Genomic DNA, 26,852 nt, shown 5'->3' with positions numbered 1-26,852 from the left:
GTTGGCGTCGATAGAGCCAACGCTAATGAACCGGGGTCTCCATGGGCAACCTGATTGAATTCGCCAGCAACCATTATATTCTGGTGTCCGCCTTTTTCCTGTTGTGGGCACTGTTCTTTGTGCTTGAATCCCGCCGTGGCGGTCAATCCCTCACGCCGCAGCTGGCTACCAATATGGTGAACCAGAAGGATGCGGTGATCGTGGATTTGCGTGACAGCGATGAATTCCGAGCCGGGCATATCGCCGGTAGCATCAATATTCCCGCCGGGCAGGCGATTGATCGTATTGCAGAGCTGGAAAAATACAAGGACAAACCCCTCATCCTGACTTGTGATATGGGAACAAAGGCCTCACATCTTGGTCGTCAGCTGCGAACCAAGGGGTTTTCCGACCTGTATCGCATTCAGGGTGGCTTGAATGCATGGCGTTCAGCGAGCCTGCCGGTAGTCAAAGCGTAAGCAGGAGACAAGGATGGCCAGAGTCGAGCTGTATACCACCTCTTGGTGCCCGTTTTGCGTGCGTGCCAAGCAGTTACTTAACAGCAAGAATGTGGCGTTTGAGGATACCGATGTGGATCGTGAGCCCCAGCAACGTGCAGTCATGATGCAGCGTGGCGGTGGCCGGACGGTGCCGCAGATTTTCATTAATGATCACGCCGTCGGTGGCTGTGATGAACTTTTTGCTCTAGAGCGAGCGGGGGCGCTCGATGCTCTGCTCGGAGCGGATCAGTAACAGGAGAAGAATATGGCTGATGAACAGCAACAGGTTTTCCAACTGCAGCGTATCTACCTCAAAGACACCTCGTTCGAGTGCCCGGGGGCACCGGAAGTGTTCCTGCAGGAATGGAAGCCTAAGGTGAACGTGCAGCTGAACAACAGTGCCCGTCGCGTTGGTGAAGGCGATGAGTTCGAAGTGGAAATTACCGTGACGGTGACCGCCAAGGACGAAGCTGAAGAAAAGACGTTTTATTTGGTAGAAGTAAAGCAGGCTGGGATATTCACTGTGAAAGGCATTGACGGTGAAGAGCGTGCTCAGCTTCTGGGCGCCTATTGCCCTAATCTGTTGTTCCCATATGTCCGTGAAGTGGTATCGGACCTGGTTGCGAAAGGCTCATTCCCGCAAATGGTGCTGCAACCGATCAACTTCGATGCGCTGTATCAACAGCAGCGTGATCAGCAGCAAGGCAACGCAGCTGCCGCTGGTGAGACCGTTCAGTAATGGTTTAATTGTTGAAAATAAAGAATGGATAACGGCGCGCATTGGCGTTTTCGTTGTCTTCTAATGCAAGAGGCCGCGCCCAAGTTTGGGTGCGGCCTCTTGCATTTCAGGGGCGGCCTAGGCCTGGAGCGCGTAGCGATCAATTATCAATTGCTCCAAGGTACCCCAGCTGTCGCCATGCTTCGTAAAGTGTGACGGCAACGGCGTTGCTCAGGTTCAGGCTACGGCTCTCGGCCACCATGGGTAGGCGAAGCCTTTGTGTCGCGGGCAGGCTGTCGAGAATTTGCTCCGGCAAGCCACGGGTTTCCGGGCCGAACAGCAGAACATCCCCGTCCTGAAAACACGCTTGGCTATGAGGGCGGCTGCCTTTGGTGGTCATGGCGAATAGCCGTTGGCCGACGACGCTTTCCTGGAATGCGGAAAAATCCCGGTGCACCTGTAATGCGGCAAACTCGCTGTAGTCGAGGCCGGCGCGGCGCAGTTTTTTTTCTTCTAGGGAAAACCCCAACGGTTCAATCAAGTGCAGCTGAGCGCCGGTGTTGGCGGCTAGACGGATAATGTTGCCAGTGTTGGGGGGGATTTCCGGTTCGAACAGGGCAATGTGTAGCATGTCGGGTTTGGCCTTGGCGGGGGAAATGAGGCTGATCGGCGTTAGGTTAAAACGACGACAAGAATAACAGGACATGGATGATGATGTGGAATACGCGGGCTTGGCGTTGTTGCTTTTATTGGGCGGTTGCGGGGAGCCCGCCCCGCAGGACAAACTGGGGTCGCTTTTTACGCGGCGCCCTATGGTGTGGCCGTAGTTTGCGGTATCCGTTGCTGGATGTGGTGGAGAAAGCCCCAGTGAACCCATGATGGAGATAGCCCGGTGAAGTGTGTGTTTCAGGCGCGCCACATGATTGAAGCCCATATGCTGGCCAATTTGCTGGATCAGGTGGGGGTTATGGCACAGGTGCATGGCGATATGTTGCAAGGTGGCATGGGTGAGTTACCGGCGGCGGGGTTGTCGACGGTGTGGGTGGCCGCGAACGATGAAGACCGCGCCCTGGAGGTGATCGCCGAGTTTGAGGCCAGTCAGCCTGCGGACCGAGAGGTGGTGTCGCCAGCCACCGCTCCCACACCGCTGGCTGGGCAGGGCTTTCTGGCGGGGTTGCTGGTAGGGATGGTAATCGGTGCGGTGTTGATGCTGATGTTATTGCGTTGAGGGTGCTCTGGATGCAAAAAAAAACGCCACGTTTTAGATGTGGCGTTTTTTAGGTCTAGCCTGTTGCGGCTCTTAATTACCGCCCGGCGCGCTTGCGCTCGGTTTCGGTGAGCAGCTTCTTGCGAATACGTAGGGAGTTGGGGGTGACTTCCACCAGCTCGTCGTCTTCGATGAAGTCCAGCGCTTGTTCCAGGCTGAAACGGATCGGCGGGGTGAGAACGATGTTCTCATCTGTGCCGGAGGCGCGCATGTTGGTCAGCTGCTTACCTTTGGTGGGGTTAACCACCAGGTCGTTGCCACGGCTGTGGATACCGATGATCTGGCCTTCGTACACATCCACGTTCGGGTCGATCAGCATGCGGCCACGTTCCTGCAGGTTGAACAGGGCGAAGCCCAGCACCTTACCTTTAACCATGGATACCAGCACACCGTTGATGCGCTTGGCCATGTCGCCGGCTTTGTGCTCGCCGTAGTGGCTGAAGGTGCTGTTAAGGATGCCGGTACCGGAGGTCAGAGTCAGGAACTGGCTACGGAAACCGATCAGGCCACGGCTAGGCACCAGGAATTCCAGGCGAACTCGGCCTTTACCGTCCGGTTCCATGTTGGTCATTTCGGCTTTGCGTAAACCCAGATGCTCCATGATGGAGCCCTGATGCTGTTCTTCCACGTCGGCGACGACGGTTTCGTAGGGTTCCTGCTTTACGCCGTCTTCTTCGCGGATGATCACCTGTGGGCGACCGACGGCAAGTTCGAAGCCTTCACGACGCATGTTCTCGATCAGTACTGACAAGTGCAGTTCGCCACGACCGGAAACGCGGAATTGATCGGCGCTGCCGGTTTCTTCTACGCGCAATGCCACGTTGTGTTTGAGTTCGGCTTCCAGACGCTCACGGATCTGACGGCTAGTAACGAACTTGCCGTCTTGGCCGGCAAAAGGCGAGGTGTTTACGTGGAAAAACATGCTTACGGTGGGTTCATCCACGCTCAGCGGCGTCAGAGCTTCCACGTTTAACGGGTCGCACAGGGTGTCGGAGATGTTCAGCGGATCCAGACCGGTGATGCAGACAATCTCGCCGGCGGAGGCTGTGCTGGCATCGACACGCTCCAGGCCATGGTAGCCCATGATGGTGAGGATCTTGCCGTTACGGACATTGCCGTCGGCGCCGATCACTTTCACCGGGCTGTTGGCCTTGATGTTGCCGCGCTTAACGCGGCCAATGCCGACGATGCCCAGGTAGCTGTTGTAATCCAGAGAGGAAATTTGCATCTGGAAAGGGCCGTCCGCATCGACGTTGGGGTAGTCAACTTTGTCGACGATGGCTTGCAGCAGTGGGGTCATGTCGTCGGCCAAGTCATCCGCCTCCAGGCCGGCAATGCCGTTCAGGGCCGAGGCGTAAATCACCGGGAAGTCCAGCTGCTCGTCGGTGGCGCCCAGGTTATCGAACAGATCGAAGACCTGATCCATTACCCAGTCCGGGCGGGAACCAGGGCGGTCGATTTTGTTGATCACGACAATCGGCTTAAGGCCGGCGGCGAACGCCTTTTGGGTCACGAAGCGGGTTTGTGGCATGGGGCCGTCCACTGCGTCTACCAGCAGTAGTACGGAATCCACCATAGACATAACCCGTTCTACTTCACCGCCGAAGTCGGCGTGGCCTGGGGTGTCTACGATGTTGATGCGATAGTCATTCCACTGGATAGCGGTATTTTTGGACAGGATAGTAATGCCCCGCTCTTTTTCCAGATCGTTGGAGTCCATGACCCGTTCGATGTCGCCGGCGCGATCTCCCAGGGTGCCAGATTGTTGCAACAGCTTATCCACCAAGGTGGTTTTGCCGTGGTCAACGTGGGCGATGATGGCGATATTGCGCAGACGTTCAATCACTAGTGATGCTCCAAATATGGTGGGCGAAACCGGGCCAGCGGTTTCGCAGGGGCGCGCATTATAGCAGCGTGGCGTGTGGGTGATAGCCCGCCGGTCAGCCTTTATCGTAAGATTGGCAATTGTGAACAAGTTCAAAATTTCAACGTTGAGCCTGCGAGAGACCCAATGATCGCCTAGAATGGCGCAACTATTTTCCGGGAGAAGGCTCAGATGTTGGGTCCGTGCTTCCGTGGCTCGGCTGTAATGCTTTTACAATCAGGTTGTTATGATGCGTACACTGCTTGCTTTACTGTTGGTTTTATCGCCCTTAGCGGCGGTGGCCGATGGAGCATCCGGTAAAATGATTTATGGCTTGCATGAAAAGGTGCACATCAAGGAGTTAGGGATTACTGTACCGGCCAAGCTGGATACCGGCGCCGGTTCCGGCTCGTTAAGCGCTCGTTATATCCGTACTTTTGAGCGCGATGGTGTTGAAATGGTTGAGTTCGACTTGGCTATTGACCGTGATGACCGGGAAGAATGGAGTGTTACCAGAGAACAATGGGATGATGTGGAACTGCCGTTATCTGGGCATGTGCGCATTAAACGGCGGGCAGAGAGTGTGGCGCCCGGTGACCGGGATTACAGTCGTCGCCCGGTGGTGACGTTGACTATCTGCATGGGTCGGCGCCAGGAACAGGTTGAAGTTAACCTGACAAATCGTAGTGAGTTTCGCTACCCGTTGCTGATGGGCTCCGAGGCTCTGCAAGGGTTAGGTGCACTGGTGGACCCGTCGTTATCAATGGCGGCTGGAGAGCCTGATTGTCAGGACAGTAAGGATAATGTTGTCGAAAGCGACGACCAAACGATGGAGGCTGCCGAGGCGCTATAATGGGTTCTGTGAAGTTGCAAGCGCGGTTGCTTGCCGTTTTCCTTTTGTTGCTGGGCGGCGGAAGTATTGCTTATCAGCTGTTGGTGCAAAATGTGCCGCTGAGTCAGGATGAGAAAGACCCGGTTTGGGTGGTCGATTCTCAGGTGTCTTTTGTCGCAAAGGCCAATAAGCCTGTCAAAGTACGTATGTTTGTGCCACCGCTGGGGGCTGGCTATACCACTCTTAACGAGAGTTTTATTTCCAATAATTACGGCGTAAATGTGAATGTGGATAAGGGTAACCGCCAGGTTACTTGGTCATCCCGCCGCGCCGAAGGCAATCAGTACCTCTATTACCGCCTTATGTTGACTCCTCGCTATGCGGATGTGCCGGAGAAGGATCCGGGGCCCCAATTCCGGCCTGCGCCTACTCTGGATGGCCCAGAAAAGCTGGCTGCGGACGCGTTGCTTGAGCCTATTCGTCAGCACTCAGCGGATGTGGAAACCTTTATCAGTGAGACCATCAAGCGGGTTAATGAGCTTGAAAACGATAATGTTCAGCTTCTGCTGGGCAGCGATGTAAGTCCGGAGAACCGGGCTAAAGTGATCGATCTGCTGCTGGCGGTGGCGCATATTCCTGCGGAGCCGGTGCATACCTTGCGGCTGGCGGAGAGCCAAGGGCAGCAACCTGAGCTTTGGTTGCGTAGTTTTAACGGCAAGGAATGGCTCTATTTCAACCCGCTCAATGGTCAGCAGGGGCTGCCGGATGATCGTCTGGTTTGGTGGAGCGGGCCTGGGCCGCTGTTGAATATCGAAGGCGGCAAGTCTGCGGATGTGAGCTTCAGCGTGCACGAAAACGAAATGAGCGCGCTGCAGTTGGCTCAGTCTCTACGTCTGAAAGACGTGAGTAGCTTTATTGATTTCTCCTTGTATGAACTACCGCTTCCTGCTCAGCAGCTGTACCGCATTCTGGTGATGATCCCGGTGGGGGTACTGCTGGTGCTGTTTATCCGTTCTCTTATCGGTATGGAAACCCTGGGTACCTTTACACCCGTGTTGATCGCCTTGGCCTTCCGCGAGACGCAAGTGGTCTGGGGGGGGTTGTTGTTTACGTCCATCACCGCCATCGGGCTGTCTGTGCGCTCCTATCTCGAACATCTTAAATTACAGTTATTGCCCCGGCTTTCCGTGGTGCTTACCTTTGTGGTGATCGCTATGGCACTGATTAGCCTGCTGGGCTACAAGCTGGGCATCGGTTCAGGTTTGTCGGTGGCGCTGTTCCCTATGGTGATTCTGACCATGGTGATCGAGCGGACGTCCATCGTTTGGGAAGAGCGTGGCGGGACCCAGTCCTTGAAAGTGGCACTGGGAACGCTGGTGGCGGCGATTTTCTGCCACTTGCTGATGGTGTGGCAGCCGCTGGTGTATTTCGTGTTCACCTTCCCAGGCGTGCTGCTTTGCCTGGCGGCCATTATGGTATTGATGGGCCATTACCGTGGCTATCGCCTCACGGAGCTGTTGCGTTTTCGTGCCATGGTGGACGGGGATAAGCACTAATGTTCTGGTCTAAAACCCGAAAAGCCCTGCGTGCCCGTGGTGTGATGGGCATTAACCAACGGAACGGCGATTACATTCTTCGCTACAATAAGCGCAGCTTGTATCCGCTGGTGGACGACAAGATCCAGACTAAGAAGATGGCGCTGGATGCGGGGATTCGGGTGCCACACATGTATGGCACCATCGCCACAGAGCAGGGCATCAGTACTTTGCACCGGGTAGTGGAACAGCACCGTGATTTCGTGATCAAGCCTGCTCAAGGGGCGGGAGGCGACGGCATTATGGTGATTGCCGACCGCTTTGAAGATTATTTCCGTTCTGCCTCCGGGCGTATCATTACCACGGAAGAGTTGGAACATCATATTTCCGGGATCATTTCCGGCATTTATTCTCTGGGCGGCCATCGCGATCAGGCGTTGATCGAGTATCGGGTTCGTTCTACGGAATTGTTCAACCGGATCAGTTTTGAGGGCGTGCCGGATATCCGAATTATCGTGCTCAAGGGATACCCGGTGGCGGCGATGCTGCGTCTGCCTACTCGACAGTCCCAAGGAAAGGCGAACCTACACCAGGGGGCGATTGGTGTGGGCCTGGATTTGGCGTCCGGGGTTACTCTGGATGGCACCTGGCACAACCTCAAGATCGAGCGTCACCCGGATACGGCTAATCCAGTGGCTGGGCTGACGGTACCGGACTGGCAGGAATGCCTGGAGCTGGCGGCGCGTTGCTATGACCTAACCGGGTTGGGTTACCTTGGTGTGGATCTGGTCATGGACCACGAGCATGGGCCGATGATGCTGGAGCTCAATGCCCGCCCAGGCCTGAATATTCAGATTGCCATGGATGATGGCCTGCTGCGCCGTTGCCAGATCGTTGAAAAACAACTTGAGGCCCTCAAAGGCGAAACCCGTCCGGTGGCCGAGCGAGTGGCCTTCGCAAAACAACAATTTGCAGTGGCTGGGCCGGTGTTAGCCGAACAAAAAGAGGGTTGATTTAAGCTCATTTTAAGCTTGTGGAAATAGGCTTTTATGCCCTGTTTCCATGAGTGGTTGTGATGTGCCAGCAGCGTCTTGGCAGGATATCCCTGCGCGGTTATTACGTCTTTCTTTTCTTGTTGTTTTTTATTCTCAACGCCTGGGTTGGGCGAGGCACGCTGGTTGTCTTGCCGTCTCTGAGTCTGCTCTTCATGCTCGTGGCCCTGAGTGGTTACGCTTTCCTCTATGTGCTGTTGGTGGCTGCGCTGGGTTGGTTGTTGGGTAACCTTCCGGGGCGCAGTGTGCAGGCGGTGGGGGTGGTGGTGCTGGCGGCGTTGATGACGATGCTGTTGTTGGTCGATGGTCAGATCTATGCCATTTACGGCTTTCATATTAATGGCTTTGTCTGGAACCTGATTACCACCCCGGGTGGAATTGAATCCATGGGCGGCAGTGCGGGAACGTCCTGGACCGTGGCCGCTATCTGTGTGGCGGTGCTGCTGATTCACGGCGTTGTGCTGTACGTGCTGCGTTCCCGTTCCGTGCCGCGCTTGGGGCTGCTGGTGTCCTTGTTGGTGTTGTGCATGGTGGGGGAGCGTGCGGCCTACGGTGTCAGCCACCTGAAAGGGTATCGCCCGGTGCTGATGGCGGCCCAGAGTATTCCCTTCTACCAGCCCACCACGTTTCGCCGGGTGGCGGAAAAGTGGGGGATAACTATGGTGCGCAGCACTCGTCTGGAAGCCGATGCCAAAGGGCGTTTGAATTACCCGAAGGAGCCATTGCGAGTTAGTGCCGATGCGCCCCGTCCTAACCTCCTCGTGCTAGTGGCAGAATCGTTGCGTTGGGATATGCTGACACCGGAGATTATGCCGAACCTGTGGCGATTCTCTGCGCAGCACGGGATTCGGTTTACCCAGCATTATAGCGGGGGTAATGGCACCCGAATGGGTCTGTTTAGTCTGTTCTACGGTTTGCCCGGCAATTACTGGTTCAGTGTGCTTGATGAGCGCAAGCCCCCTTTGCTGATGCAGCAGTTGCAGCAGGCGGGGTACCACATGGGGCTGTATACCAGTGCCAATTTCAGTTATCCGGAGTTCGACAAAACCCTTTTTGTGTCGGTGCCTGAGAAGGATATGCTCAGTGATGATGTGGGGCCGGGTTGGCAGCGGGATCGTCGTAATGTAGAGCGGTTACTGGATTTTTTCGGCGAACAAAAAGTCGGCATGCCATTCATGGGGTTCATGTTCTTTGAGTCCGCCCATGCGCGTTATTATTTCCCGGATGAGAGCGTGATCCGTAAGGATTATCTGCCAGAGATGAACTACGCCACCATGGATTTGAAGGCGGATATGCCCGGTATCTTTCGTCGTTATGTCAACGCTTCCCACCACCTGGATCAGCAATTGGGGCGAGTGCTTGGCTTCATGAAGGCGAGCGGGAGGCTGGACAATACCATTGTGGTTGTTACTGGCGATCACGGGGAAGAGTTTATGGAAAACGGCCGTTGGGGGCACAATTCCGAATTCCATAACGAGCAAATTCATGTGCCGCTGGTGCTGGCGTTTCCGGGCAATGTGCCGGGGGTGGTGACGCGGCCCACCAGCCACCTGGATGTGGTGCCTACCTTGTTGCCCATGCTGGGGGTGCAGAACCCCGCCAGCGATTATAGCGTGGGGCACTCTCTGCTGGGGCCGCAAGGTGATGCCTACCGGCTGGTGGCCAGTTGGGATGCGCTGGCGTATGTGGGGCCGGACTACAAAGTAGCCATGCCTTTGGGGGCGGGCGGGTTGTTAGAAATGCGCATAAGCGATGCGCACGATGGTCCGGTGAGCGAGCCCGACACTGTGTTGGCGCAGCTCAGCGAGGCGTTGGCTGATGTGTTGCGGGACCTCTCTGCTTTTTTTCGTAAGTAGCGGGTTGAGGCGGGGCGATTGGGAGGATGCGCCTTAGGCCGACCATTGCTATACTGCGCCGCCCAAATTTTGAGCTGTCCCCACAGCAACGCAGGTTTTTCGATGACAGAGGCAAGCCAACCAATCAAGCGTCGCGCCATTGCACTGGTGTCCGGTGGACTGGACTCCATGCTGGCAGTGAAAGTCATGCAGGACCAGGGCATCGAGGTAGAGGGCGTGAATTTCTACACTGGTTTCTGTGTGGAGGGGCATACCCATGCTATTCGCAAGAAAGACAAGGATAAGGAAAAGCGTAATAACGCCTTGTGGGTTGCGGAGCAGCTGGGCATTAAAATGCATATCATTGATATCTCCGAGGAGTACAAGGATGTGGTGCTCAACCCCAAGCATGGTTACGGCGCAAACCTGAATCCCTGTCTCGACTGTAAGATTTTCATGGTTAATCAGGCCACTCTGATGATTAACAAGGCCCGGGAGTTGGCCGGTGATCGGGGCTTTGATTTTATCGTTACTGGTGAAGTGATTGGTCAGCGCCCGAAGAGTCAGCGCAAGGAAACGATGCCGATCATTAGCCAGGAGTCCGGTGCTGACGACCGTCTTTTACGCCCTCTGTGCGCAAAAAACTTGCCCCCTACGCTGCCTGAGCGCGAAGGTTGGGTAAACCGGGAGCAGTTGCACGATTTTTCCGGCCGTAACCGGAAACCGCAAATGGCGCTGGCCGCCAAGTTTGGGTTGGACGATTTTGCTCAGCCTGCCGGTGGCTGTTGCTTCCTCACCGATGAGTCTTATTCCAACAAGCTGGCGGACCTGTGGAAGGCTCGCAATGAGCGTCGATACGAACTGGATGACATCATGCTGCTGAAGGTTGGGCGTCATCTGCGTCCGCAGCCGCATTACAAACTGATTATCAGCCGTGAAGAAGGTGAAAACCGTTTTCTGGAAGGTTATCGTTACCAGTTCACCAGTATTACCACGGTGAGTTGCCCGGGCCCGCTGGCGCTGGTGGACGGTGAGTTTGGTAGCGAGGCAGAGCTGGAGCAGGCGGCGGCCATTGTGGCACGTTACTCCAAGGGGCGTGTTGAAGACGCGGTGACTCTGGAAGTGCGCAGCCCGGACGGTGTTGCACGCGAGATTACCGTGGCGCCGGCGCAAGCGGAAGCGGTGCTGCCAAGCTGGAATGTGGGCTGAACGACGATGACCGATACCCTTCACGAATTGGATGTGCGCAGGCTGCTGTGCCCCATGCCGGTGATAAAAACTCAAAATAAAGTAAGAACTCTGGCGACAGGTGATACCCTGAAAGTCGTTTGCACCGACCCTGGAGCATTAAGCGATATCCCCGCCTGGTGTCGGATTAATGGCCATGAGGTGCTGGAAATGGCGGAGCAAGGCAACGAAGTTTTTGTGGTGTTGCGCGTCGGGCAAGATAATGGTGCACTATTTTAGTGCCCTATATGCGTTTGGTGCACTGCATCTGTGCACCAAAATGAGTCGCCTGTTCTTGTTTCTTCGAATCAAGTAGAGAATGCGCTAAAAAAGGGCTGGCACGGTATTTGCCTCCCTATTGGCAAAGCTGGCCCAGTGGCCGAGAATACCGGTTCTTTGTGTTGCGCTTCCTCAGAGCGGCACGACGAGTCAGAGACAAACCCGCTGTTCCTTAGGAGGACGCACGATAATGTCTGTTAAGACCCTCAAACTGATCAAAGAAAACGATGTGAAATGGGTGGACCTGCGCTTCACCGATAGCTCTGGTAAGGAGCAGCACGTTACCCTTCCGGTTGGCGAAATCGACGAAGATTTCTTCCAGGACGGCAAAATGTTTGATGGCTCCTCCATCGCTGGTTGGAAGGGCATCAACGAATCGGACATGGTGATGATGCCGGACGACGAGTCCGCCGTGCTGGACCCGTTCACTGACGTTGCTACCCTGAACTTGCGCTGCGACATTCTTGAGCCGACCACCATGCAAGGTTACGAGCGCGACCCGCGTTCCGTTGCCCGTCGTGCTGAGGAATACCTGAAATCTACTGGTATCGCGGATACCGCTCTGTTCGGCCCTGAGCCGGAGTTTTTCGTATTTGACTCCGTGCAGTGGAAGTCCGACATGCAGGGTTCCATGTATAACATCCACTCTGAAGAAGCTGCGTGGGTTTCCCATGAAGACTTTGAGGGCGGCAACATTGGTCACCGTCCTGGTGTGAAAGGCGGTTACTTTCCGGTTCCTCCGGTAGACAGCCTGCACGATCTGCGTGGCGCCATGTGTTCTGCCATGGAGTCCATGGGGCTGAAAATTGAAGTGCATCACCACGAAGTGGGCACGGCTGGTCAGTGTGAGATCGGTGTTGGCGCCAACACCCTGACCGCCAAAGCGGACGAAGTACAGATTCTTAAGTACTGCGTACACAATGTGGCTCACGCTTACGGCAAGACAGCTACTTTCATGCCTAAGCCGCTGATCGGTGATAACGGCTCTGGTATGCACGTGCACGTATCCCTGGGTAAAGACGGCAAAAACCTGTTCGCCGGTGACGGCTATGCTGGTCTGTCTGATGAAGCGTTGTATTTCATTGGCGGTATCATTAAGCATGCCCGTGCGCTGAACGCATTCACCAATGCGTCCACTAACGCTTACAAGCGTCTGGTGCCCGGTTTTGAAGCGCCGGTAATGTTGGCCTACTCTGCCCGTAACCGTTCTGCATCTATCCGCATCCCGTTTGTGAACAGTGCTAAGGCCCGTCGTGTGGAAGCGCGCTTCCCTGACCCGTCTGCCAACCCGTACCTGTGCTTTGCTTCCCTGCTGATGGCTGGCTTGGACGGCATCAAGAACAAGATGCACCCTGGCGATGCCATGGACAAAGATTTGTATGATTTGCCGGCTGAAGAAGCAAAAGACATTCCTACCGTGGCTCACACTTTGACCATGGCCTTGGATTGTCTGGAAGAAGACATGGACTTCCTGACCGAAGGTGACGTGTTCACCAAGGATATGCTGGAAGGCTACATCGAGCTGAAGCGTGCCGAGGTTGAGCGTCTGAACATGACCCCGCACCCGGTTGAGTTTGATATGTACTACTCTTGCTAATGCCTTCGGGTCGCTAGCAGAACAGAGCCTCCGCTTGTCGGGGGCTTTTTTTTGCCTGGAATAAAGGCGGCGGTTTTGTGCACTCCCCCCTTTTCTGAGCGGTCGAGTCAGGCCAGAATCAAGGGCAGATATGGAGATAATAATGAAAAAGTCGTTAATTTCGTTTGTTGTGCTGGCCTTGGTGTCTGGGGTGAGCTTGGCCTCCATGGCGGAAAACGCAGGGAGTGTCAGCGAGGGGAAGGAGCCTGATGCGCCTGCGTCGAAGATTTATCGAACCACCGACGAAAAAGGTAATGTGGTGTTCTCCGACCAGCCGGCGCAGAACCGCCACTCAGAAGAAGTGAAGCTGAAAACCACTAATACGGTGCCGATTAAGACGGTGGAAATGCCGCAAGCCGTTGCTCAGCCTGAAGAGGCTAAAACAGGAGGCCAGGCCGGGGAGGGTTATAGCTCGCTGGCCATTACCGCGCCGGAAAGTGGTTCTACTCTGCGTAACCCTGCAGATGCGGTATATGTGTCTGTGAGTTTACAGCCCGGTCTAAAGACGGGAGATAGATTAGTGCTGATCGACAACGGTATCGAGCAGCCGGCCATGCAGCTCGATGCTCCGGATCGCGGTGAGCACACCCTTATCGTTAAGGTGGTCGGGGAAGATGGAGAGCCCCGGATTACTTCCGAGCCGGTGAAGCTTTACATACACCGCAGCACGGTCGGCGATTTCCGTAACTCTGCAGGTGGCGGCAGTAACGGTGGTGCTGCGCAAGCGGGTGGTGCAGCCGATCGTGGCGGCGCGGCGAATGTGGGGGGTAGTGCCTCAACTGGGGGCGCTGCCAATGTGGGCAGTGGAGCAGATCGGAGCAGTGCTGCTCGGCCCGCTAAACCGAATCGGAGCATTCTCAGTAACTAAATATGCACCCATATGGTGCAATGCGGCCTGTCATCCCTTTAAACTCATCAACGACAAGCGCTTGCGCTTGCGCCATAGGCTGCTGGCTGACGTTTTTTATGGCGACTGAGCAGATGGCCTGATAATTGCTTATGCCCTGTTATGGGCCAATTTTTGATGAGTGACATTACGTTGCACAAACGACTACTGGATCACCTGCGTACTGCGGTGATCATGCTGGACGAAGCCCTGTGTGTGCGCTACCTGAACCCCGCGGCGGAAATGCTGCTGGCCACCAGCGCGAGCCGTGCGCTGGACCAGCCTTTGCCTGATTATTTTTTCGACGATGAAGAAGCGCGCCTGGCTATTCAGCAGTGCATTGATGAAGAGCACCCGTTTACCCAGCGTGAAGCACGGTTGTCGGTGGCACCGGGCCACGAAATTGTGGTGGATTACTCGGTCAGCCCCATCAACGACCCGGGACAACCGCTGTGTTTGTTGATGGAGATGCAGTCGCTGGATCGCCTGTTACGCATTGGTCGTGAAGAAGCGTTGATTCATGCCCACCAAGCCACCCGGGCTCTGGTGCGTGGCGTGGCCCACGAAATCAAAAATCCGCTGGGAGGGATTCGTGGTGCCGCCCAGTTGTTGGAGCGGGCACTGCCGAGTCCGGACCTGACTGAATACACCAGAGTTATTATCGATGAAGCCGATCGGTTGCGTTCGGTAGCGGATCGCATGCTTGGCCCGCGTAAACCCCCCGAGTTCCGGGCAGTGAATGTGCACGAGTGCCTCGAGCATGTGCGTCAGTTGCTGCTGGCGGAATACCCCAAAGGGATAGCTATCTGGCGAGATTACGATATTAGTTTGCCGGATGTGATTGCCGATCGAGATCAGCTAATTCAAGTGTTGCTCAACCTTATTCGCAATGCCTCCCAGGCGTTGCTGGAGTCACAGACTCCTGAGCCTCGTATCACTATGCGTACCCGTGTGTTGCGGCAGTTCACCATCGGTGCACAGCGTCATCGACTGGTGCTACGCATGGATATTATCGATAACGGTCCGGGGATCACCGAAGAGGTACAGGAGACGATGTTCTATCCCATGGTTAGTGGCCGTGCTAATGGCACGGGGCTGGGCTTGTCCATTGCGCAATCCATTATTAGTCAGCACCAAGGGCTGATCGAATGCGAAAGCCAGCCAGGCCAAACTGTATTCAGCATTTTGCTGCCCATGGAGCAGCTGGATGAAACCAACACAGCGTAATTGCGCGGCTGTGATCAGATTGTTGTCATACACGCCGGCCGCTAGTGCGGAGGTGATAGAAATTACAGGAGTAGCAGGTCATGAGTGTCAGTATTTGGGTTGTGGATGATGACCGCTCGATTCGCTGGGTGTTGGAAAAGGCGCTGGGCCAGGAAGGCTATGCGGTGACCTGCTTTGAGGATGCGGATGAGGCGCTCAACACCCTGGAGCAGGGAGGGCAGGAGCCAGAAGTGCTTATCAGTGATGTGCGCATGCCGGGCACTGACGGTTTGCGGATGCTGAAAATCCTGCAGCGTAAAAACCCAGACTTGCCGGTAATCATCATGACCGCTCACTCCGATCTGGATTCCGCTGTGGCTTCCTACCAGGGTGGCGCGTTTGAATACTTGCCCAAGCCGTTTGATGTGGATGAAGCGGTGGCGTTGGTACGTAGAGCGATCAAGCACCGGGAAGAATCCCGTGGCGATTTTCCTGAACCGATAGAAGAAGCGCCCACCGAAATTATTGGTGAAGCGCCGGCCATGCAGGAAGTCTTTCGTGCCATCGGTAGGCTCAGCCATTCCAACGTGACGGTGCTGATTAATGGACAGTCCGGTACCGGTAAAGAGCTGGTTGCCCGCGCCTTGCATCGTCATTCCTTACGACGGGAAAAGAATTTCGTCGCCTTGAATATGGCGGCTATTCCCAAGGACCTGATCGAATCAGAGCTGTTTGGCCATGAAAAAGGCGCTTTTACTGGCGCTAACAATCAGCGGGTGGGCCGTTTTGAACAGGCTAACGGAGGCACCCTGTTTCTCGACGAAATCGGGGATATGCCACTGGAGGCTCAAACACGTTTGTTGCGGGTACTGCAGGAAAGTGAATTCTACCGCGTCGGCGGAACCACGCCGATCCACGTGGATGTACGCATAATCGCCGCCACCCACCAAGATCTGGAAAAACTGGTGAAGGATGGCGACTTCCGTGAGGATCTATTTCATCGCTTAAACGTTATCCGCATTCATATTCCCCGCATGGCCGAGCGCCGCGAGGACATCCCGCGATTAGCCAATTATTTCCTTCAGCGAGCGGGAAGTGAATTGGGGGTAGAGCCGAAAATTCTTCATAAGGACACGGAAAAATATCTTGCTGCTCAGGCTTGGCCGGGCAACGTGCGGCAGCTGGAAAATACCTGCCGTTGGTTAACCGTGATGGCTTCTGGTCGAGAAGTACTCGTGGATGATCTTCCGCCAGAGTTGAAAGAGACTGGCCCAGCGAAAGGCGCCGATATTAGTGGTGACTGGCTCAAGTCTTTGCGCAACTGGGCCGACCGTGCGTTGTCTCAGGGTGAGCGAAATATTCTTGAACAGGCCGTGCCCGGTTTTGAGCGCACCATGATCGAAGTGGCTTTACAGCATACCGGTGGTCGTAAACGCGACGCAGCGGCGCTGTTGGGTTGGGGTCGAAATACGCTGACGCGTAAGATTAAAGAGCTGGACATGGAAAGTCAGCTTCAGGGGAATGATGAGGACTAAAAAACGGACACATATTATGTGCCGGTCTTCAGGTTTTTTATTTTCCAGCCGCCGTTCAGCTGCCAGTGACTGTCCATTTGGTAGCTCTCGGCATCCTCAGGAAACACATTTTTTCCACCCCAGGGCAGCACGGTAAATTGTACGCGTGCTTGCTCCTGTGTCACCAGGTCCAGTGCAATATTGATGCGTGTGAATGAGATGTTGCGGTTTGGGTAGCGGAAAAAAATCGACTAGGGTGCGTTGAATTTCCTTGCGGCTCAGCGTTCGCCCGCGTCGCTCCACGGTAATGTTATCGGCCACTAGGCCCATTATTGTGCTGGTGTCGCCTTCTTCAATGCCCTTTTTTATCTCTGCCAGTGCTTTGCTGATGGCCTGCTCTGGTAGAGCGTTGTCACAGGCGGCCAGCAGACCTTGCAGCAGTACTAGCAACAGGTATGCTAAACCCCTTCTTTTTCTCAGAACTTCCATCATGGCGTTATTCCCTTATTTGGATGCTAACCGGCAGTTTTATCTTCCCGTAGGCGAGGGGCATCAACTGTATGTGGAGGAAAGCGGCAATCCACAGGGCAGCCCGGTTGTCGTGCTGCATGGTGGGCCTGGTGGCGGTTGCTCCCCAGCGTTGCGGCGTTTTTTTGATCCGCAAAAATTTCGCATGATTCTGTTTGATCAGCGTGGTTCCGGTCAAAGCCGGCCGCTGGGTTCTATCGATAATAATACCTTGAGCCATTTGCTATTGGATCTCGAAAAGATTCGCCAAGCGTTACATATTGAGCGTTGGATGGTGTTTGGTGGCTCCTGGGGAGCAACACTGGCACTTGCGTATTTGGCGGCGTTCCCGCAGTACATTACGGCAATGGTGCTGCGGGGTATTTTTCTTTGTCGAGAGCGGGACTTAGACTGGCTCTACACTAGCAAAGGTGCTGCGCGTTTGTTCCCGGAAGCCTGGCAAGCGCTGGAGCAGCAAGCGCCTCCCGGCAGTGGCCATTTGCTTGAACGTTATTATCAGGGACTACAGGGGGATGATGCGCATCGCTATGCGCGGGCATGGTGTAACTGGGAATCGACACTAGCCCTGATGCCCACCCAGCCGCCTGGGGCGGGTAGTGATGGCGAGCTGTGCATGGCGAGGCAAGAAACCCATTATTTTCTTGCCGGCGGTTTTATTGAGCGCCCCTTGTTAGAGGTCTGTGCAGGGAGCCAGGTGCCGGTGGAAATTGTGCATGGGCGCAGGGATTTCGTCTGTCCGCCGGAGCAAGCACTAGCATTGCATCAAGTGTTGCCCAATAGCGAGCTTAATTGGGTTGACAGGGGTGGACACTCTTCCATGGATCCGGGGGTGGCGCAGGCTCTGGTTAACGCGGTAACCCGACTGGATCGGAGGGCGAAGCAGTGAAAGTATTAATGCAGCGAGTTAGTGAAGCCCATGTGGATGTGAGCGGTAGAACCGTGGGGGCGATTGATAATGGTTTGTTATTGTTCATTGGTATAGAAAAGCACGATGACACCGCTTTAGTGGACAGGATGGTTGAACGCATCATTGGCTATAGAGTTTTTGCGGACGAGCGAGGGAAAATGAATTGGGATGTGCGCGATGCGGGTGGGGCGTTACTGGCTATTTCTCAGTTTACTCTCGTTGCGGATACTCGAAAGGGGCGTAGGCCGAGTTTTAGTAGTGCGGCAGATCCCGTTTTGGCAAGGCCATTATACGAGCACTGTGTAGCACAATTGAAGGCTCATGGTCTGCCTGTGGCCACAGGGGTTTTTGCCGCTGAGATGCAGGTTTCTTTGGTTAATGATGGCCCTGTTACCTTTATGCTTGAGATGTGATTTATTATGGATCCGCTTGTTGCAAAGCCGTCTCCCTTGTTTATGATGAATTGAGTTGCCTCAAAATGGTAACGGGGAACGCGTTGTCGGCATAGTGTCGACGGTCGTTGTGGCCGGTCAGCATGATCGCCGCATCCCCAAGGAAGACACATAAAAACTTGGAGGAATTCAGGATGAAAAAAACACTTATCGCTGCTGCGCTGCTGGGCGCTTCAACATCTGCCATGGCTGTTGCACCGGGTGGTCCGGGCTGTGGTTGGGGCAACATGCTGTTTGAAGGCAAATCCGGCATGCCAGTACACTTTCTCGCTACTACTGTGAATGGTACATCGGGTAATGCTACCTTCGGCATGACTTCTGGTACTAACGGTTGTGATACCAATGGCTCTCTGACCTATAGTGGCCAGAGCCTGCTGGGTATGACTGGCGTGATGGAAGAAGTGGCTCAGGACATGGCTACCGGTGAAGGCGAAGCCCTGACCGCGCTGTCTGTTTCTATGGGTATTCAGACTGAAGATCGTGCACGTTTTAATGCGTTGATGCATGACAACTTCGCGGCAATTTTCCCGAACCAGGACGTGACTGCTGCTGAAGTCATGGCCAGCATTACCGAGGTGATGCAGCAAGACCAAGCGCTGTCCAAGTACTTGGCATAATCGGCCAAAAAGACCGAGACAGAACCCCGCTTTTGGCGGGGTTTCGTTTTTCTGATCCTTCTTTTCTGACATTCTTGTCAGCTTGCTAATTTAGACGGATGAATCCGGATGCGCACTGGCCTTTTCTGTGTGCTGCTGTGCTGGTTTGTGCCGGCGTTTGCTGCAACTTCTTCCTTTTCTACGCTGGCAGACATGCCCCGCTGGCAGGCGTTATTGCATATCAATCCTGGTGCTACCCTGCGTGACAAGCACCAGAGTTACGTGGATGACGACCGCTTTTTTTTGGCTGACTCAGGGAAGATAGATCCGCTAGCGGAGCTGGAAGCGACTGAGCAGGCTCTTCGCCCAGCCGGGGCGCCTGCGCGATGCCGTTTCCCTGCGCGTTATCGTTTCTTATCCGAAAAACTGGGTTGGCAGAATGAGTCGCCGTTTTCACACTGCGATGATTACAATGAATGGCGGGATGCGATTCATGCTAACCGTGCGGTGTTGGTTTTTCCTGCCGCTTATTTGAATAGCCCTTCATCCATGTTTGGGCATACCTTGCTGCGACTGGATCAGGGCGAAGACAGTGCCGTCTGGTTGTCATGGGCTGTCAATTTCGGGGCGGTTTCATCCGACTCCGATAACTCTTTTTTCTATATTTATCGCGGTTTGGCGGGCGGTTATCCGGGTCGCTTTGCGCTGGTGCCCTATGTGCAGAAAATTCAGGAATATTCGCACATGGAAAACCGGGATATGTGGGAATACACCCTGGATCTGGATCAGTCTGAAATCGACTGGCTGATCGATCATCTCTGGGAACTCAAAGAGATCAATTTTGATTACTACTTCTTTGATGAGAATTGCTCATTTCGTTTGCTTGAGCTGGTGGAAGTGGCACGCCCGGGCTCCGGGTTGTTAAGTGAGTTGAGGTTTGCCGAAGTGCCTGTCAACACAGTGCGAGCGCTGGATGAGCGGGAGATCATTAGCCGCCGGTATTATCGGCCTTCCAAGTCCGTTGAGCTGGATAATCTGCGTCTGCAGCTCAATGCTTCCCAGCAAAAACTGGCAAGAGCGCTGGCCGATGATCCCGGCCTGGCCAAGTCGTCAGCTTTTTTGGCTGAACCTGCAGAAACACGAGCGATTATGGCGGCGGTGGCTTATCGCTACATCAGGCTTACCCACCGCAAGGAACAGCGAACGCCAGCGGTGGCGAAACGCTCGTTTACGCTGCTGACTCTAATCAATAGTCTGCCGGCAGTGCCGGTACCCGAAACCGAGCACCCCGAGCCACCGGAAAAGGGGCATGGCACCCAGATGTTGGGCGTTAGCGGTGGCCAACGTGAAGGTGAGCTGGATTTTGGTGAGCTGACCTACCGGTTGACCTACCATGATTTGCTCGACAACCAATACGGCTTCCTGCGTGGCGCACAGATCGAAGGGTTGGATATGACTCTGCGCAGCACTGAGTCTGGCCAGGTCAAATTGGAAGAGCTGGATGTGGTCAGTATTCGGTCCCTAGCGCCACGAAATCGCTTCATGAAGCCATTAAGCTGGTATGTAGAGGGAGGTTTGGAGCGGACTTGGGCGGGGCGTCGCCGGTTGGTGCGCTATATGCAAGGAGGTGCTGGCGGAAGCTGGCTGTGGAGGAACTGGCAGCCGTATCTGTTAACCAGCGTGCGAATGGAGAATAATAGCGAGTTCGGCACCTTCCTGACCCCGGGGGCCGGTCTAGACACGGGTATTGTTTATCACCGTGGCGACTGGCAGTGGCAGTTAGGCGGAGTGGGGCACTATTTCACCAACGATGAATATCGATACACCTCCCAGTTTGCGGTGCAGTGGGCAATGACCCGCCAGCATGGCTTGCGCGCTTCTCTTGCGCGTGAGAACCGCAGGGGCGGTTATGATGATGAGTTCAAACTCCAATGGCGATGGTATTACGATTAAGCACAGCGCTTCTGCTGAGCCTGCTGCTGGTAGGGTGTAGCAAGCTGTTTTTCTACCCCATGTCTGCGTGGGTGCAGAACCCAGAAAACCAAGGGCTGGAGTACGAGGATATTGTGCTGATACACCCGCGCGGTATGCGTATTCATGGCTGGTGGTTGCCGGCGGCCAATGATGCCCCAGCCCGTGGCACGGTCTATTTCCTGCACGGTAATGCCCAGAATATCAGCACTCACTTGGCCAACGTGCAGTGGCTGCCGGCGCAGGGCTATAACGTATTTTTGCTGGATTACCGAGGTTATGGGTTGTCGGAAGGCAAGCCGCGTTTGCCGGAAGCGCTCGATGATGTGCAGTTGGGCCTGGATTGGCTACGCCATGCCAAACGCACGGAGGGTGCGCCGTTGGTCGTGTTCGGGCAGAGCCTGGGCGCTTCCATGGTCGCTAGCGTTTTGGGTGAAAAAGGCAACGCTGGTGCGGCGGACTGTGTGATCCTGGAAGCCGCGTTTGCCAGTTACCGAGATATTACCAGCGATGTAATGAAACGTAGTTGGCTGCTGTGGCCATTACGTTGGATGGTGGTCCCTGCAATGCCTGATCGCGAACTGGACCCGGAAGTACGAGTGGCCGGCATTAAGCCAACGCCTTTGTTGGTGATGCATAGCGTGGACGACCCCGTGATTCCCTATGCTCACGGTGAGCGGCTTTATGCGGCCGCACAGCAACCCAAAACCTTCCAAAAACTGCGTGGAGGCCATACCGAAAGCTCTCGTGACCCGGCGGTGCAGCAGCGGTTGGTGGATTTTATGCAGGATAATAATTGTGCCGCTAAGGTGGCGGAAGTCGAACAGCCGGTGGCGCCATCAGACGATGAATCTCCCCCGGAGTTGTTTGTGCCTCTTCCCGCTCCCGACAAAGGGTATCGGTTCTAGTCTTGCGTTTGAAAAAAACGTGTTGCGCGTAGTGAATGGCGAGGGTTTTCGAGATGCTCGCAGGCCAGCCAGCATCATTATCGTCTCACATTCTGAGGACCGATTTACACCCTCGAGTTTTTTGTGACGTTGGCTAGGCGGGGGCTAAATACGGTCTGCACCAGCACCCAGCACCCAGCACCCAGCACCCAGCACCCAGCACGCGCTGTGTTGGATGGCTTTACTCTGGCGGGGCCGATGCTTGTTTTTTTATCATTCGGGCTGCGAGCAGGCCCATCTCGAAAAGAAACCACATGGGGATCGCCAGCAGTGTCTGGCTGATGATATCCGGTGGTGTCAGCAGCATGCCGATAACGAAACAGCCCACCACCACATAGGCGCGAGCCTTGCTTAGCTTTTCCACCGTGGTGGCGCCAGTGCTCACCAGCAGTACGATGGCGATGGGTAGTTCAAAGGCTAGCCCGAACGCCAGAAATAACGCCAGCACAAAATCCAGATAGCTACTGATGTCGGTGGTCACAGCCACGCCTTCCGGAGCAATGGCCGTGAAGAATTGAAACATCAACGGAAATACCACGAAATAGGCGAAGGCCGCGCCACCGTAGAACAGCAGCACGCTGCTGGTTAACAAGGGAATCGCCAATTTCTTTTCATGCTTGTATAGGCCCGGTGCCACGAAAGCCCAAGCCTGATGCAATAAGAACGGCATGGCAGCAAACACGCTTAAATACAGTGTTAGCTTGAATGGGGCCAGAAAAGGCGAAGCCACGCCAGTGGCTATCATGTTGGTGCCGGATGGCATGGCGTCCATTAGTGGTTTTGCCACCAGGGTATAGAGTTCACGGGAAAACGTGAACAGGCAAAGGAAGACGATAAAAATAACCACCATGGCCTTGAGTAGGCGGTTGCGCAGCTCCAACAGATGGGCAATCAGCGGCTGGCCGGCGTCATTGCTGGCATCAGTCATGGCGGCGGGAATCCTGGTCATGGTTATTTTTATCGGCGCTATCTTTGTCGCTGGGACTTTCGTCGTTATTCAGCGCGGCCGATAGGGGCTTGTCGCGAGGGGTTCGTGAGCGAGCGATCTGCTCCGGGCTCAGTAGGCTGTCTTTGGCCTCACGGATGCTGTCTTCATCCAGCCCCATCTGGCGCATCTGTTTTTCCATACGCTCTTGCATATCTTGGGTGATGGTTTCACGTTCCAGCTCGCTTTTTAGATGATTGAGCGTGGAGCGGGCACGGCCGATCCAGTGACCGAGGGTTCGGGCGACGGTAGGGAGCCGCTCCGGCCCCAGTACCACTAGGCCAATAATGAAAATCAGGGTGAGTTCGGTAAAGCCGATATCGAACATCGTATCCTCGGTTTGGCAGGATCTTGCCTAGGCTGTGCCGCCGGTAATGGGCGGCAGCTATCAGGCTTTGTCCTTTTCCTGTTCGGCTTTTTGCTCGGCGTCTTGCTTATTCTGGGGCTGATCGTCGTCAGCCAAGCGTTTATGGTCCTGCTCGTCTTCGCCATCTTTCATGGCGCTTTTGAAGCCTTTCACCGCGCCGCCCAAATCACCGCCGATGTTGCGTAGTTTTTTCGTGCCGAATAACAGGACCACGATGGCCAGGAGAATCAATAGCTGCCAAATGCTGATACCGGAAAACATGGAATTTCTCTCCGAAAAAGTTAAGGGCCGCGTTAGCTACGTTAGTGCTTACCGCTGCGTGCGGCTTTCTCATCATGGCCGGACAGGCCAAAACGTCGTTGTAGTTCTGCCAGGACTTTGTCTGGGTGTTCGCCCAGTTTGGCCAACATTACCAGGGAGTGGAACCATAAATCGGCAGTTTCGCTGATCAGTGCCTGATGCTCGCCGCTGACTTCCGCATCTCGGGCCGCAAGGATGGTTTCTATCGCTTCTTCGCCGACTTTTTCCAGGATTTTGTTGAGGCCCTTGGCATACAGGCTGGCCACATAGGAGCTGTCCGGATTGGCGCCCTTGCGTGACTCCAGAACCTGATGCAGCTCACTGAGTATGTCTGACATAGTGTATTCCTTATTGCCCAACCCGGCAGGGGGATGAGTTTATCAGGGTGCGTAAAAGGGCCATAGGCTCTTTTTTCTGATGTGTTGTTGCTAGCGGCGCCAGCTCCAGCTGCCCAGAATGGCCGCAGCACCGCCCAAGGCCCAGCTGTAGGGGTTGGCCAGCCATAGGGCCGCGCCGGCACAGCCCAGCGCGACGAGGCCGGCAAACAGCTTTTGACGGTGACGCACTAGCTGCTGCTCGAAACGGGCTTCCTGGCGATCTTGCTGGTAGGGCAGGTTTCGCAGGCTTTCCAGCCCGTCGCGCAGCAGGTCGGGCATGTCTGGAAGTTGAGCGGACCATTCCGGTAGGCGGTTTTGTAGTTTCTTCAGGGTGGCGCTGGGGCCGTACTCGGCCAGCATCCACGCTTCCAGCAGTGGGCGCCCGGTGCTCCAGATATCCAGCTGCGGGTAGATGCTGCGCCCCAGCCCTTCGATATGCACCAAGGTTTTCATCAGAAGGATGTACTGCACCGGCATTTCGATATGGTAGGTACGCGCCATATCAAACAGCTTCATTACTAGGGGCGCGAATTCCAGCTGGTCAAGCTGGGCAGAGCGAACCGGCTCGACGATGTCGATTACCGCCCGTTCGAACCGGGAGCGGTCGATGGGGGCGGTATTCCAGCCGGCGCGAATAACCGCATCGACTAGGGCGCTGTAGTCTTCGCGCATTACCGCCAACACCATGCGCCCGAGGATGTTCAAATCGTCTTTGGACAAGCGCCCAGCGATGGCAGCGTCTATTGCCATGTACTGGGGCGATTCAGGATGTTCCGGGTTGACGAAAATATTTCCCGGGTGCATGTCTGCGTGGAAGAAATTGAAGCGGAATACCTGGGCGAAGAAAATCTCCACGCCCCGTTCGGCCAGCACTTTTGGGTCGATACCCGCGGCCTTAATGCGCTCGATATCATTCACCGGAATACCATGGATGCGATCCATGATGATTACGGTCGGGCTGGACAGTTCCAGATGTATGGCCGGGATGTGCAGCAGTGGGCTGAACAGAAAATGCCGGCGCATGGTTTCGCTGTTGCGCGCTTCGGCGGCCAGATCTAGCTCGCCAAGGAGGATCTCTCGGTAGTCCTGCACCACTCGGACCGGGCGGAAATAGCGAGCATCACGCCATAGGCGTTCCAGCCAGCGTGCACCGAATGCCATGACTTTCAGATCCCTTTCCACCACCGGGCGGATTGTAGGGCGCAGCACTTTGGCAACCACTTGCTGGCCGTTGTGCAGGGTGGCGGCGTGTACCTGCGCGACCGAGGCTGCGGCTATAGGCGTACTATCAAAGTCACGGAATACTTCATCCAGCGGTTGGTGCAGGCTGGCTTCCACCAGGGCCCTGGCCTGCTCGCCGTCGAATGGGGCAACCTGATCTTGCAGACGGGCAAGGGCGGCGACCCACTCCGGCGGCAGCATGTCTTGCCGGGTGGCCAGCAGTTGGCCGAATTTGATGAAAATCGGGCCTAGTTGCTCCAGGGCTTTCTGTAGACGCTCCCCTTCGCTTAGGTGGCCGGTGCCGAGCCAGCTAGCAGGCACCAGATATTGGAGAATAAGCAATAACCCCTTGGTGGGGTGTGGGGGAAGCAAGGATATTAGCCGGTAGCGGCAGATCACATGGATCACCACCAGCATACGGGTAATCGGCGGCATTAGTGTGGTGAGCTCCCGGAATCCTGTGGCGAGGAGGGTGATGAGGAAGTCGAGCGGCTTCTTAACCGTTGAATGCGAGCGTCCAGGCGGTCCACATCCATACGCAGTTCATCCACGTCTTGGCCGAATTCGTAAACGTCACGGCGACGGGGGGTAAGCCCGGATTCGTTGCCGACATAATCGCCTAGCTGCTCGGTCAGACGGGAGGCCGCTTGTTTGGCCCAGCCGAACAGGCGCCGAGCACTGTAATCCAATTGCTGTGCCAATTCTGATCCGGTAATCGGCTCCAGGATGGCGCCCCAATCGATCTGCAGATCGTTGGCAATCTGCTGCAGCTCCTGTAGGAAATCACGGTTGCCATTGATATTCACGGGGCCGCCAATAACGCCGGGGCGGGTTTTCCAGTTGAGCAGTAGCGAGGCCAGATCCATGGGGCTGCCTTTCACCGCCACATCCGGGGTGGCATCACTGCGGTGGTAGAGCTCCACGCCGTCTTCCACGATTAACCCGTAGATGGCCACGGGGGGCAGTGTGGCCTCAATGGCAATAAGCCGGCCGGCGTGTACGGCCAGGCGCTCTGCGCTGGCGGGGTCAGATCGCAGGGCCGTGTTGATGGCTCGCTCCACGGTGGCCAGGGCGGTGGTAGAGAGCAGCCCGGGAGAGCGTGACTGGTCTTTCAGGCTCAAAATTTGAATCCTCTGTGCAGGGCCACGATGCCGCCAATCATGTTGAAGTATTCGGTGCGGGCAAAGCCAGCGTTGTCCATCATGCCCTGTAGGGTATCTTGGTCTGGGTGCATGCGAATGGATTCGGCTAGGTACTGGTAGCTGTCGGGGTCGTTGACGATGAGCTTGCCCAGTTTGGGCCAGACAGCAAAGGAATAGGCCTCGTAGGCTTTGGCTAGGTGCTTATTGGTGGGGGTGGAAAACTCCAGCACCAGCAGGCGCCCGCCGGGTTTCAGGACCCGCAACATGGAACGCAGGGCGGCGTCTTTATCGGTGATGTTGCGCAGGCCGAAGGCAATGGTGATGCAGTGGAAACTGTTGTCTTCGAACGGCAGGCACTCGCCGTTAACCTGAGTGACTTGAGTGTTGTGGCTGCAGCCAGCATCGAACAGGCGGTCGCGGCCCACGTCTAGCATCGCGTCGTTGATATCAGCCAGCACCACTTGGCCGGTTTCGCCAACCAGCCGGGAAAATTTGATCGCTAGATCGCCGGTGCCGCCAGCAAGGTCGAGCACTTTGTGGCCCGGACGAATGCCCGCGAGCTCAATGGTCATGCGCTTGAGAATGCGGTGGCTACCCATGGAGATCAGGTCATTCATGACATCGTATTTGCCCGCCACCGAGCGAAATACGCCTGCCACTTTCTGTTGCTTTTCCTGCCATGGCACTTGTTGGTAGCCGAAGTGTGTGACCTTGTTATCGTCGGACATA

At 55.4% G+C, this 26,852-nt stretch carries 29 protein-coding genes; 19 read left to right on the top strand and 10 right to left on the bottom strand.

All coding sequences use genetic code 11. The annotated features are described in order from the left end of the window. The first annotated feature begins 41 nt into the window (after positions 1-41). From ABO_RS11670 to secB, 3 genes are read left to right on the top strand one after another with little or no spacing between them, the layout of a single operon-like run. Complete coding sequence (locus ABO_RS11670) at positions 42-458, top strand: rhodanese-like domain-containing protein (protein ID WP_011589549.1); 417 nt, start codon at positions 42-44, stop codon at positions 456-458. A gap of 13 nt (positions 459-471) precedes the next feature. Beyond that, positions 472-732, top strand: a complete 261-nt coding sequence (gene grxC, locus ABO_RS11665) for a glutaredoxin 3 (RefSeq protein WP_011589548.1) — start codon at positions 472-474, stop codon at positions 730-732. 12 nt (positions 733-744) lie between these two features. Beyond that, positions 745-1,218, top strand: a complete 474-nt coding sequence (gene secB, locus ABO_RS11660; protein WP_011589547.1) for a protein-export chaperone SecB — start codon at positions 745-747, stop codon at positions 1,216-1,218. A 139-nt stretch (positions 1,219-1,357) separates the two neighbouring features. Here secB and trmL read toward each other — a convergent pair whose 3' ends face one another. After that, entirely contained in the window at positions 1,358-1,828 is a 471-nt protein-coding gene (gene trmL, locus ABO_RS11655) for a tRNA (uridine(34)/cytosine(34)/5-carboxymethylaminomethyluridine(34)-2'-O)-methyltransferase TrmL (protein WP_011589546.1), read from the bottom strand. 261 nt (positions 1,829-2,089) lie between these two features. Here trmL and ABO_RS11650 point away from each other — a divergent pair, with 261 nt between their 5' ends. Continuing rightward, complete coding sequence (locus ABO_RS11650; protein WP_011589545.1) at positions 2,090-2,425, top strand: DUF2007 domain-containing protein; 336 nt, start codon at positions 2,090-2,092, stop codon at positions 2,423-2,425. 76 nt (positions 2,426-2,501) lie between these two features. On the opposite strand, the gene typA is transcribed toward ABO_RS11650, so the two are convergent. Further along, entirely contained in the window at positions 2,502-4,310 is a 1,809-nt protein-coding gene (typA, locus tag ABO_RS11645; protein WP_011589544.1) for a translational GTPase TypA, read from the bottom strand. Between the two features lie 265 nt (positions 4,311-4,575). Here typA and ABO_RS11640 point away from each other — a divergent pair, with 265 nt between their 5' ends. From ABO_RS11640 to glnG, 10 genes are all read left to right on the top strand, one after another. Further along, complete coding sequence (locus ABO_RS11640; protein WP_011589543.1) at positions 4,576-5,181, top strand: ATP-dependent zinc protease family protein; 606 nt, start codon at positions 4,576-4,578, stop codon at positions 5,179-5,181. Then, positions 5,181-6,716, top strand: a complete 1,536-nt coding sequence (locus ABO_RS11635; RefSeq protein ID WP_011589542.1) for an inactive transglutaminase family protein — start codon at positions 5,181-5,183, stop codon at positions 6,714-6,716. Before ABO_RS11640 ends, ABO_RS11635 begins: the two co-directional genes overlap by 1 nt. Continuing rightward, the gene (locus ABO_RS11630; RefSeq protein WP_011589541.1) at positions 6,716-7,708 is read left to right on the top strand and encodes an alpha-L-glutamate ligase-like protein; all 993 of its coding nucleotides are present in this window, start codon (positions 6,716-6,718) and stop codon (positions 7,706-7,708) included. The genes ABO_RS11635 and ABO_RS11630 overlap by 1 nt, the downstream gene beginning before the upstream one ends. 62 nt (positions 7,709-7,770) lie before the next feature. Continuing rightward, positions 7,771-9,603 (top strand): sulfatase-like hydrolase/transferase, encoded by a 1,833-nt coding sequence (locus ABO_RS11625; protein ID WP_041705070.1) that lies wholly within the window; start codon positions 7,771-7,773, stop codon positions 9,601-9,603. 102 nt (positions 9,604-9,705) lie between these two features. Beyond that, positions 9,706-10,791 (top strand): tRNA (5-methylaminomethyl-2-thiouridylate)-methyltransferase, encoded by a 1,086-nt coding sequence (locus ABO_RS11620; RefSeq protein ID WP_011589539.1) that lies wholly within the window; start codon positions 9,706-9,708, stop codon positions 10,789-10,791. A 6-nt stretch (positions 10,792-10,797) separates the two neighbouring features. Further along, positions 10,798-11,049, top strand: a complete 252-nt coding sequence (locus ABO_RS11615) for a sulfurtransferase TusA family protein (RefSeq protein ID WP_011589538.1) — start codon at positions 10,798-10,800, stop codon at positions 11,047-11,049. Positions 11,050-11,278: 229 nt separating this feature from the next. Then, positions 11,279-12,685: a glutamate--ammonia ligase gene (gene glnA / locus ABO_RS11610; RefSeq protein ID WP_011589537.1), complete on the top strand. Its 1,407-nt coding sequence runs from the start codon at positions 11,279-11,281 to the stop codon at positions 12,683-12,685. Between the two features lie 142 nt (positions 12,686-12,827). Continuing rightward, entirely contained in the window at positions 12,828-13,592 is a 765-nt protein-coding gene (locus ABO_RS11605; RefSeq protein ID WP_232501269.1) for a DUF4124 domain-containing protein, read from the top strand. A gap of 141 nt (positions 13,593-13,733) precedes the next feature. Continuing rightward, positions 13,734-14,837, top strand: a complete 1,104-nt coding sequence (glnL, locus tag ABO_RS11600; RefSeq protein WP_011589535.1) for a nitrogen regulation protein NR(II) — start codon at positions 13,734-13,736, stop codon at positions 14,835-14,837. Between the two features lie 80 nt (positions 14,838-14,917). After that, a complete protein-coding gene (gene glnG, locus ABO_RS11595; RefSeq protein ID WP_011589534.1) occupies positions 14,918-16,351 on the top strand; it encodes a nitrogen regulation protein NR(I) in 1,434 nt (477 codons plus the stop codon). Positions 16,352-16,447: 96 nt separating this feature from the next. Here glnG and ABO_RS14140 read toward each other — a convergent pair whose 3' ends face one another. Continuing rightward, a complete protein-coding gene (locus ABO_RS14140) occupies positions 16,448-16,822 on the bottom strand; it encodes a hypothetical protein (protein ID WP_011589533.1) in 375 nt (124 codons plus the stop codon). Between ABO_RS14140 and pip the strand changes: the two genes are divergently transcribed. From pip to ABO_RS11570, 5 genes are all read left to right on the top strand, one after another. Further along, positions 16,821-17,744 (top strand): prolyl aminopeptidase, encoded by a 924-nt coding sequence (gene pip, locus ABO_RS11590; RefSeq protein WP_011589532.1) that lies wholly within the window; start codon positions 16,821-16,823, stop codon positions 17,742-17,744. The two genes, ABO_RS14140 and pip, sit on opposite strands and share 2 nt — an antisense overlap. Beyond that, on the top strand, positions 17,741-18,178 hold the full coding sequence (gene dtd / locus ABO_RS11585; protein ID WP_011589531.1) for a D-aminoacyl-tRNA deacylase: 438 nt from the start codon (positions 17,741-17,743) through the stop codon (positions 18,176-18,178). The genes pip and dtd overlap by 4 nt, the downstream gene beginning before the upstream one ends. Positions 18,179-18,351: 173 nt before the next feature. Next, positions 18,352-18,834, top strand: coding sequence for a DUF3015 domain-containing protein (locus ABO_RS11580; protein ID WP_011589530.1), 483 nt, complete (start codon positions 18,352-18,354; stop codon positions 18,832-18,834). Positions 18,835-18,942: 108 nt separating this feature from the next. Further along, complete coding sequence (locus tag ABO_RS11575; RefSeq protein WP_011589529.1) at positions 18,943-20,766, top strand: Lnb N-terminal periplasmic domain-containing protein; 1,824 nt, start codon at positions 18,943-18,945, stop codon at positions 20,764-20,766. Then, positions 20,745-21,692 carry an alpha/beta hydrolase gene (locus ABO_RS11570; RefSeq protein ID WP_011589528.1) on the top strand — a complete coding sequence of 316 codons (948 nt, stop codon included), beginning with the start codon at positions 20,745-20,747 and terminating at the stop codon, positions 21,690-21,692. The genes ABO_RS11575 and ABO_RS11570 overlap by 22 nt, the downstream gene beginning before the upstream one ends. Before the next feature lie 220 nt (positions 21,693-21,912). Here the strand turns inward: ABO_RS11570 and tatC are convergent, their stop codons facing one another. The 7 genes from tatC to ubiE form a co-directional block, all read right to left on the bottom strand. Further along, entirely contained in the window at positions 21,913-22,659 is a 747-nt protein-coding gene (tatC, locus tag ABO_RS11565; RefSeq protein ID WP_011589527.1) for a twin-arginine translocase subunit TatC, read from the bottom strand. After that, a complete protein-coding gene (gene tatB, locus ABO_RS11560; RefSeq protein ID WP_011589526.1) occupies positions 22,652-23,044 on the bottom strand; it encodes a Sec-independent protein translocase protein TatB in 393 nt (130 codons plus the stop codon). The genes tatC and tatB overlap by 8 nt, the downstream gene beginning before the upstream one ends. A gap of 60 nt (positions 23,045-23,104) precedes the next feature. Beyond that, entirely contained in the window at positions 23,105-23,344 is a 240-nt protein-coding gene (gene tatA, locus ABO_RS11555) for a Sec-independent protein translocase subunit TatA (protein ID WP_011589525.1), read from the bottom strand. A 41-nt stretch (positions 23,345-23,385) separates the two neighbouring features. Beyond that, on the bottom strand, positions 23,386-23,721 hold the full coding sequence (locus ABO_RS11550) for a phosphoribosyl-ATP diphosphatase (protein ID WP_011589524.1): 336 nt from the start codon (positions 23,719-23,721) through the stop codon (positions 23,386-23,388). Positions 23,722-23,811: 90 nt separating this feature from the next. Continuing rightward, entirely contained in the window at positions 23,812-25,416 is a 1,605-nt protein-coding gene (locus ABO_RS11545) for an AarF/UbiB family protein (protein ID WP_035459479.1), read from the bottom strand. Next, a complete protein-coding gene (locus ABO_RS11540) occupies positions 25,416-26,102 on the bottom strand; it encodes a ubiquinone biosynthesis accessory factor UbiJ (protein ID WP_011589522.1) in 687 nt (228 codons plus the stop codon). The genes ABO_RS11545 and ABO_RS11540 overlap by 1 nt, the downstream gene beginning before the upstream one ends. Next, positions 26,099-26,851 carry a bifunctional demethylmenaquinone methyltransferase/2-methoxy-6-polyprenyl-1,4-benzoquinol methylase UbiE gene (gene ubiE / locus ABO_RS11535; protein ID WP_041705067.1) on the bottom strand — a complete coding sequence of 251 codons (753 nt, stop codon included), beginning with the start codon at positions 26,849-26,851 and terminating at the stop codon, positions 26,099-26,101. Before ubiE ends, ABO_RS11540 begins: the two co-directional genes overlap by 4 nt. Between the last annotated feature and the right edge of the window lies 1 nt (position 26,852).

The organism is Alcanivorax borkumensis SK2 (genome assembly GCF_000009365.1).
Classification (GTDB): Bacteria; Pseudomonadota; Gammaproteobacteria; order Pseudomonadales; family Alcanivoracaceae; genus Alcanivorax; species Alcanivorax borkumensis.
The sequence above is the reverse complement of the archived record's forward strand: the minus strand, read 5'-3'. Positions and strand labels throughout refer to the sequence as shown.

Coding starts and splice junctions, on each gene's coding strand:
- ABO_RS11670 (WP_011589549.1), top strand. CDS start 42: ATGGGCAACCTGATTGAATTCGCCAGCAACCATTATATTCTGGTGTCC.
- grxC (WP_011589548.1), top strand. CDS start 472: ATGGCCAGAGTCGAGCTGTATACCACCTCTTGGTGCCCGTTTTGCGTG.
- secB (WP_011589547.1), top strand. CDS start 745: ATGGCTGATGAACAGCAACAGGTTTTCCAACTGCAGCGTATCTACCTC.
- trmL (WP_011589546.1), bottom strand. CDS start 1,828: ATGCTACACATTGCCCTGTTCGAACCGGAAATCCCCCCCAACACTGGC.
- ABO_RS11640 (WP_011589543.1), top strand. CDS start 4,576: ATGATGCGTACACTGCTTGCTTTACTGTTGGTTTTATCGCCCTTAGCG.
- ABO_RS11635 (WP_011589542.1), top strand. CDS start 5,181: ATGGGTTCTGTGAAGTTGCAAGCGCGGTTGCTTGCCGTTTTCCTTTTG.
- ABO_RS11630 (WP_011589541.1), top strand. CDS start 6,716: ATGTTCTGGTCTAAAACCCGAAAAGCCCTGCGTGCCCGTGGTGTGATG.
- ABO_RS11625 (WP_041705070.1), top strand. CDS start 7,771: ATGTGCCAGCAGCGTCTTGGCAGGATATCCCTGCGCGGTTATTACGTC.
- ABO_RS11620 (WP_011589539.1), top strand. CDS start 9,706: ATGACAGAGGCAAGCCAACCAATCAAGCGTCGCGCCATTGCACTGGTG.
- ABO_RS11615 (WP_011589538.1), top strand. CDS start 10,798: ATGACCGATACCCTTCACGAATTGGATGTGCGCAGGCTGCTGTGCCCC.
- glnA (WP_011589537.1), top strand. CDS start 11,279: ATGTCTGTTAAGACCCTCAAACTGATCAAAGAAAACGATGTGAAATGG.
- ABO_RS11605 (WP_232501269.1), top strand. CDS start 12,828: ATGAAAAAGTCGTTAATTTCGTTTGTTGTGCTGGCCTTGGTGTCTGGG.
- glnL (WP_011589535.1), top strand. CDS start 13,734: ATGGGCCAATTTTTGATGAGTGACATTACGTTGCACAAACGACTACTG.
- glnG (WP_011589534.1), top strand. CDS start 14,918: ATGAGTGTCAGTATTTGGGTTGTGGATGATGACCGCTCGATTCGCTGG.
- pip (WP_011589532.1), top strand. CDS start 16,821: ATGGCGTTATTCCCTTATTTGGATGCTAACCGGCAGTTTTATCTTCCC.
- ABO_RS14140 (WP_011589533.1), bottom strand. CDS start 16,822: ATGATGGAAGTTCTGAGAAAAAGAAGGGGTTTAGCATACCTGTTGCTA.
- ABO_RS11580 (WP_011589530.1), top strand. CDS start 18,352: ATGAAAAAAACACTTATCGCTGCTGCGCTGCTGGGCGCTTCAACATCT.
- ABO_RS11575 (WP_011589529.1), top strand. CDS start 18,943: ATGCGCACTGGCCTTTTCTGTGTGCTGCTGTGCTGGTTTGTGCCGGCG.
- ABO_RS11570 (WP_011589528.1), top strand. CDS start 20,745: ATGGCGATGGTATTACGATTAAGCACAGCGCTTCTGCTGAGCCTGCTG.
- tatC (WP_011589527.1), bottom strand. CDS start 22,659: ATGACTGATGCCAGCAATGACGCCGGCCAGCCGCTGATTGCCCATCTG.
- tatB (WP_011589526.1), bottom strand. CDS start 23,044: ATGTTCGATATCGGCTTTACCGAACTCACCCTGATTTTCATTATTGGC.
- tatA (WP_011589525.1), bottom strand. CDS start 23,344: ATGTTTTCCGGTATCAGCATTTGGCAGCTATTGATTCTCCTGGCCATC.
- ABO_RS11550 (WP_011589524.1), bottom strand. CDS start 23,721: ATGTCAGACATACTCAGTGAGCTGCATCAGGTTCTGGAGTCACGCAAG.
- ABO_RS11545 (WP_035459479.1), bottom strand. CDS start 25,416: ATGCCGCCGATTACCCGTATGCTGGTGGTGATCCATGTGATCTGCCGC.
- ubiE (WP_041705067.1), bottom strand. CDS start 26,851: ATGTCCGACGATAACAAGGTCACACACTTCGGCTACCAACAAGTGCCA.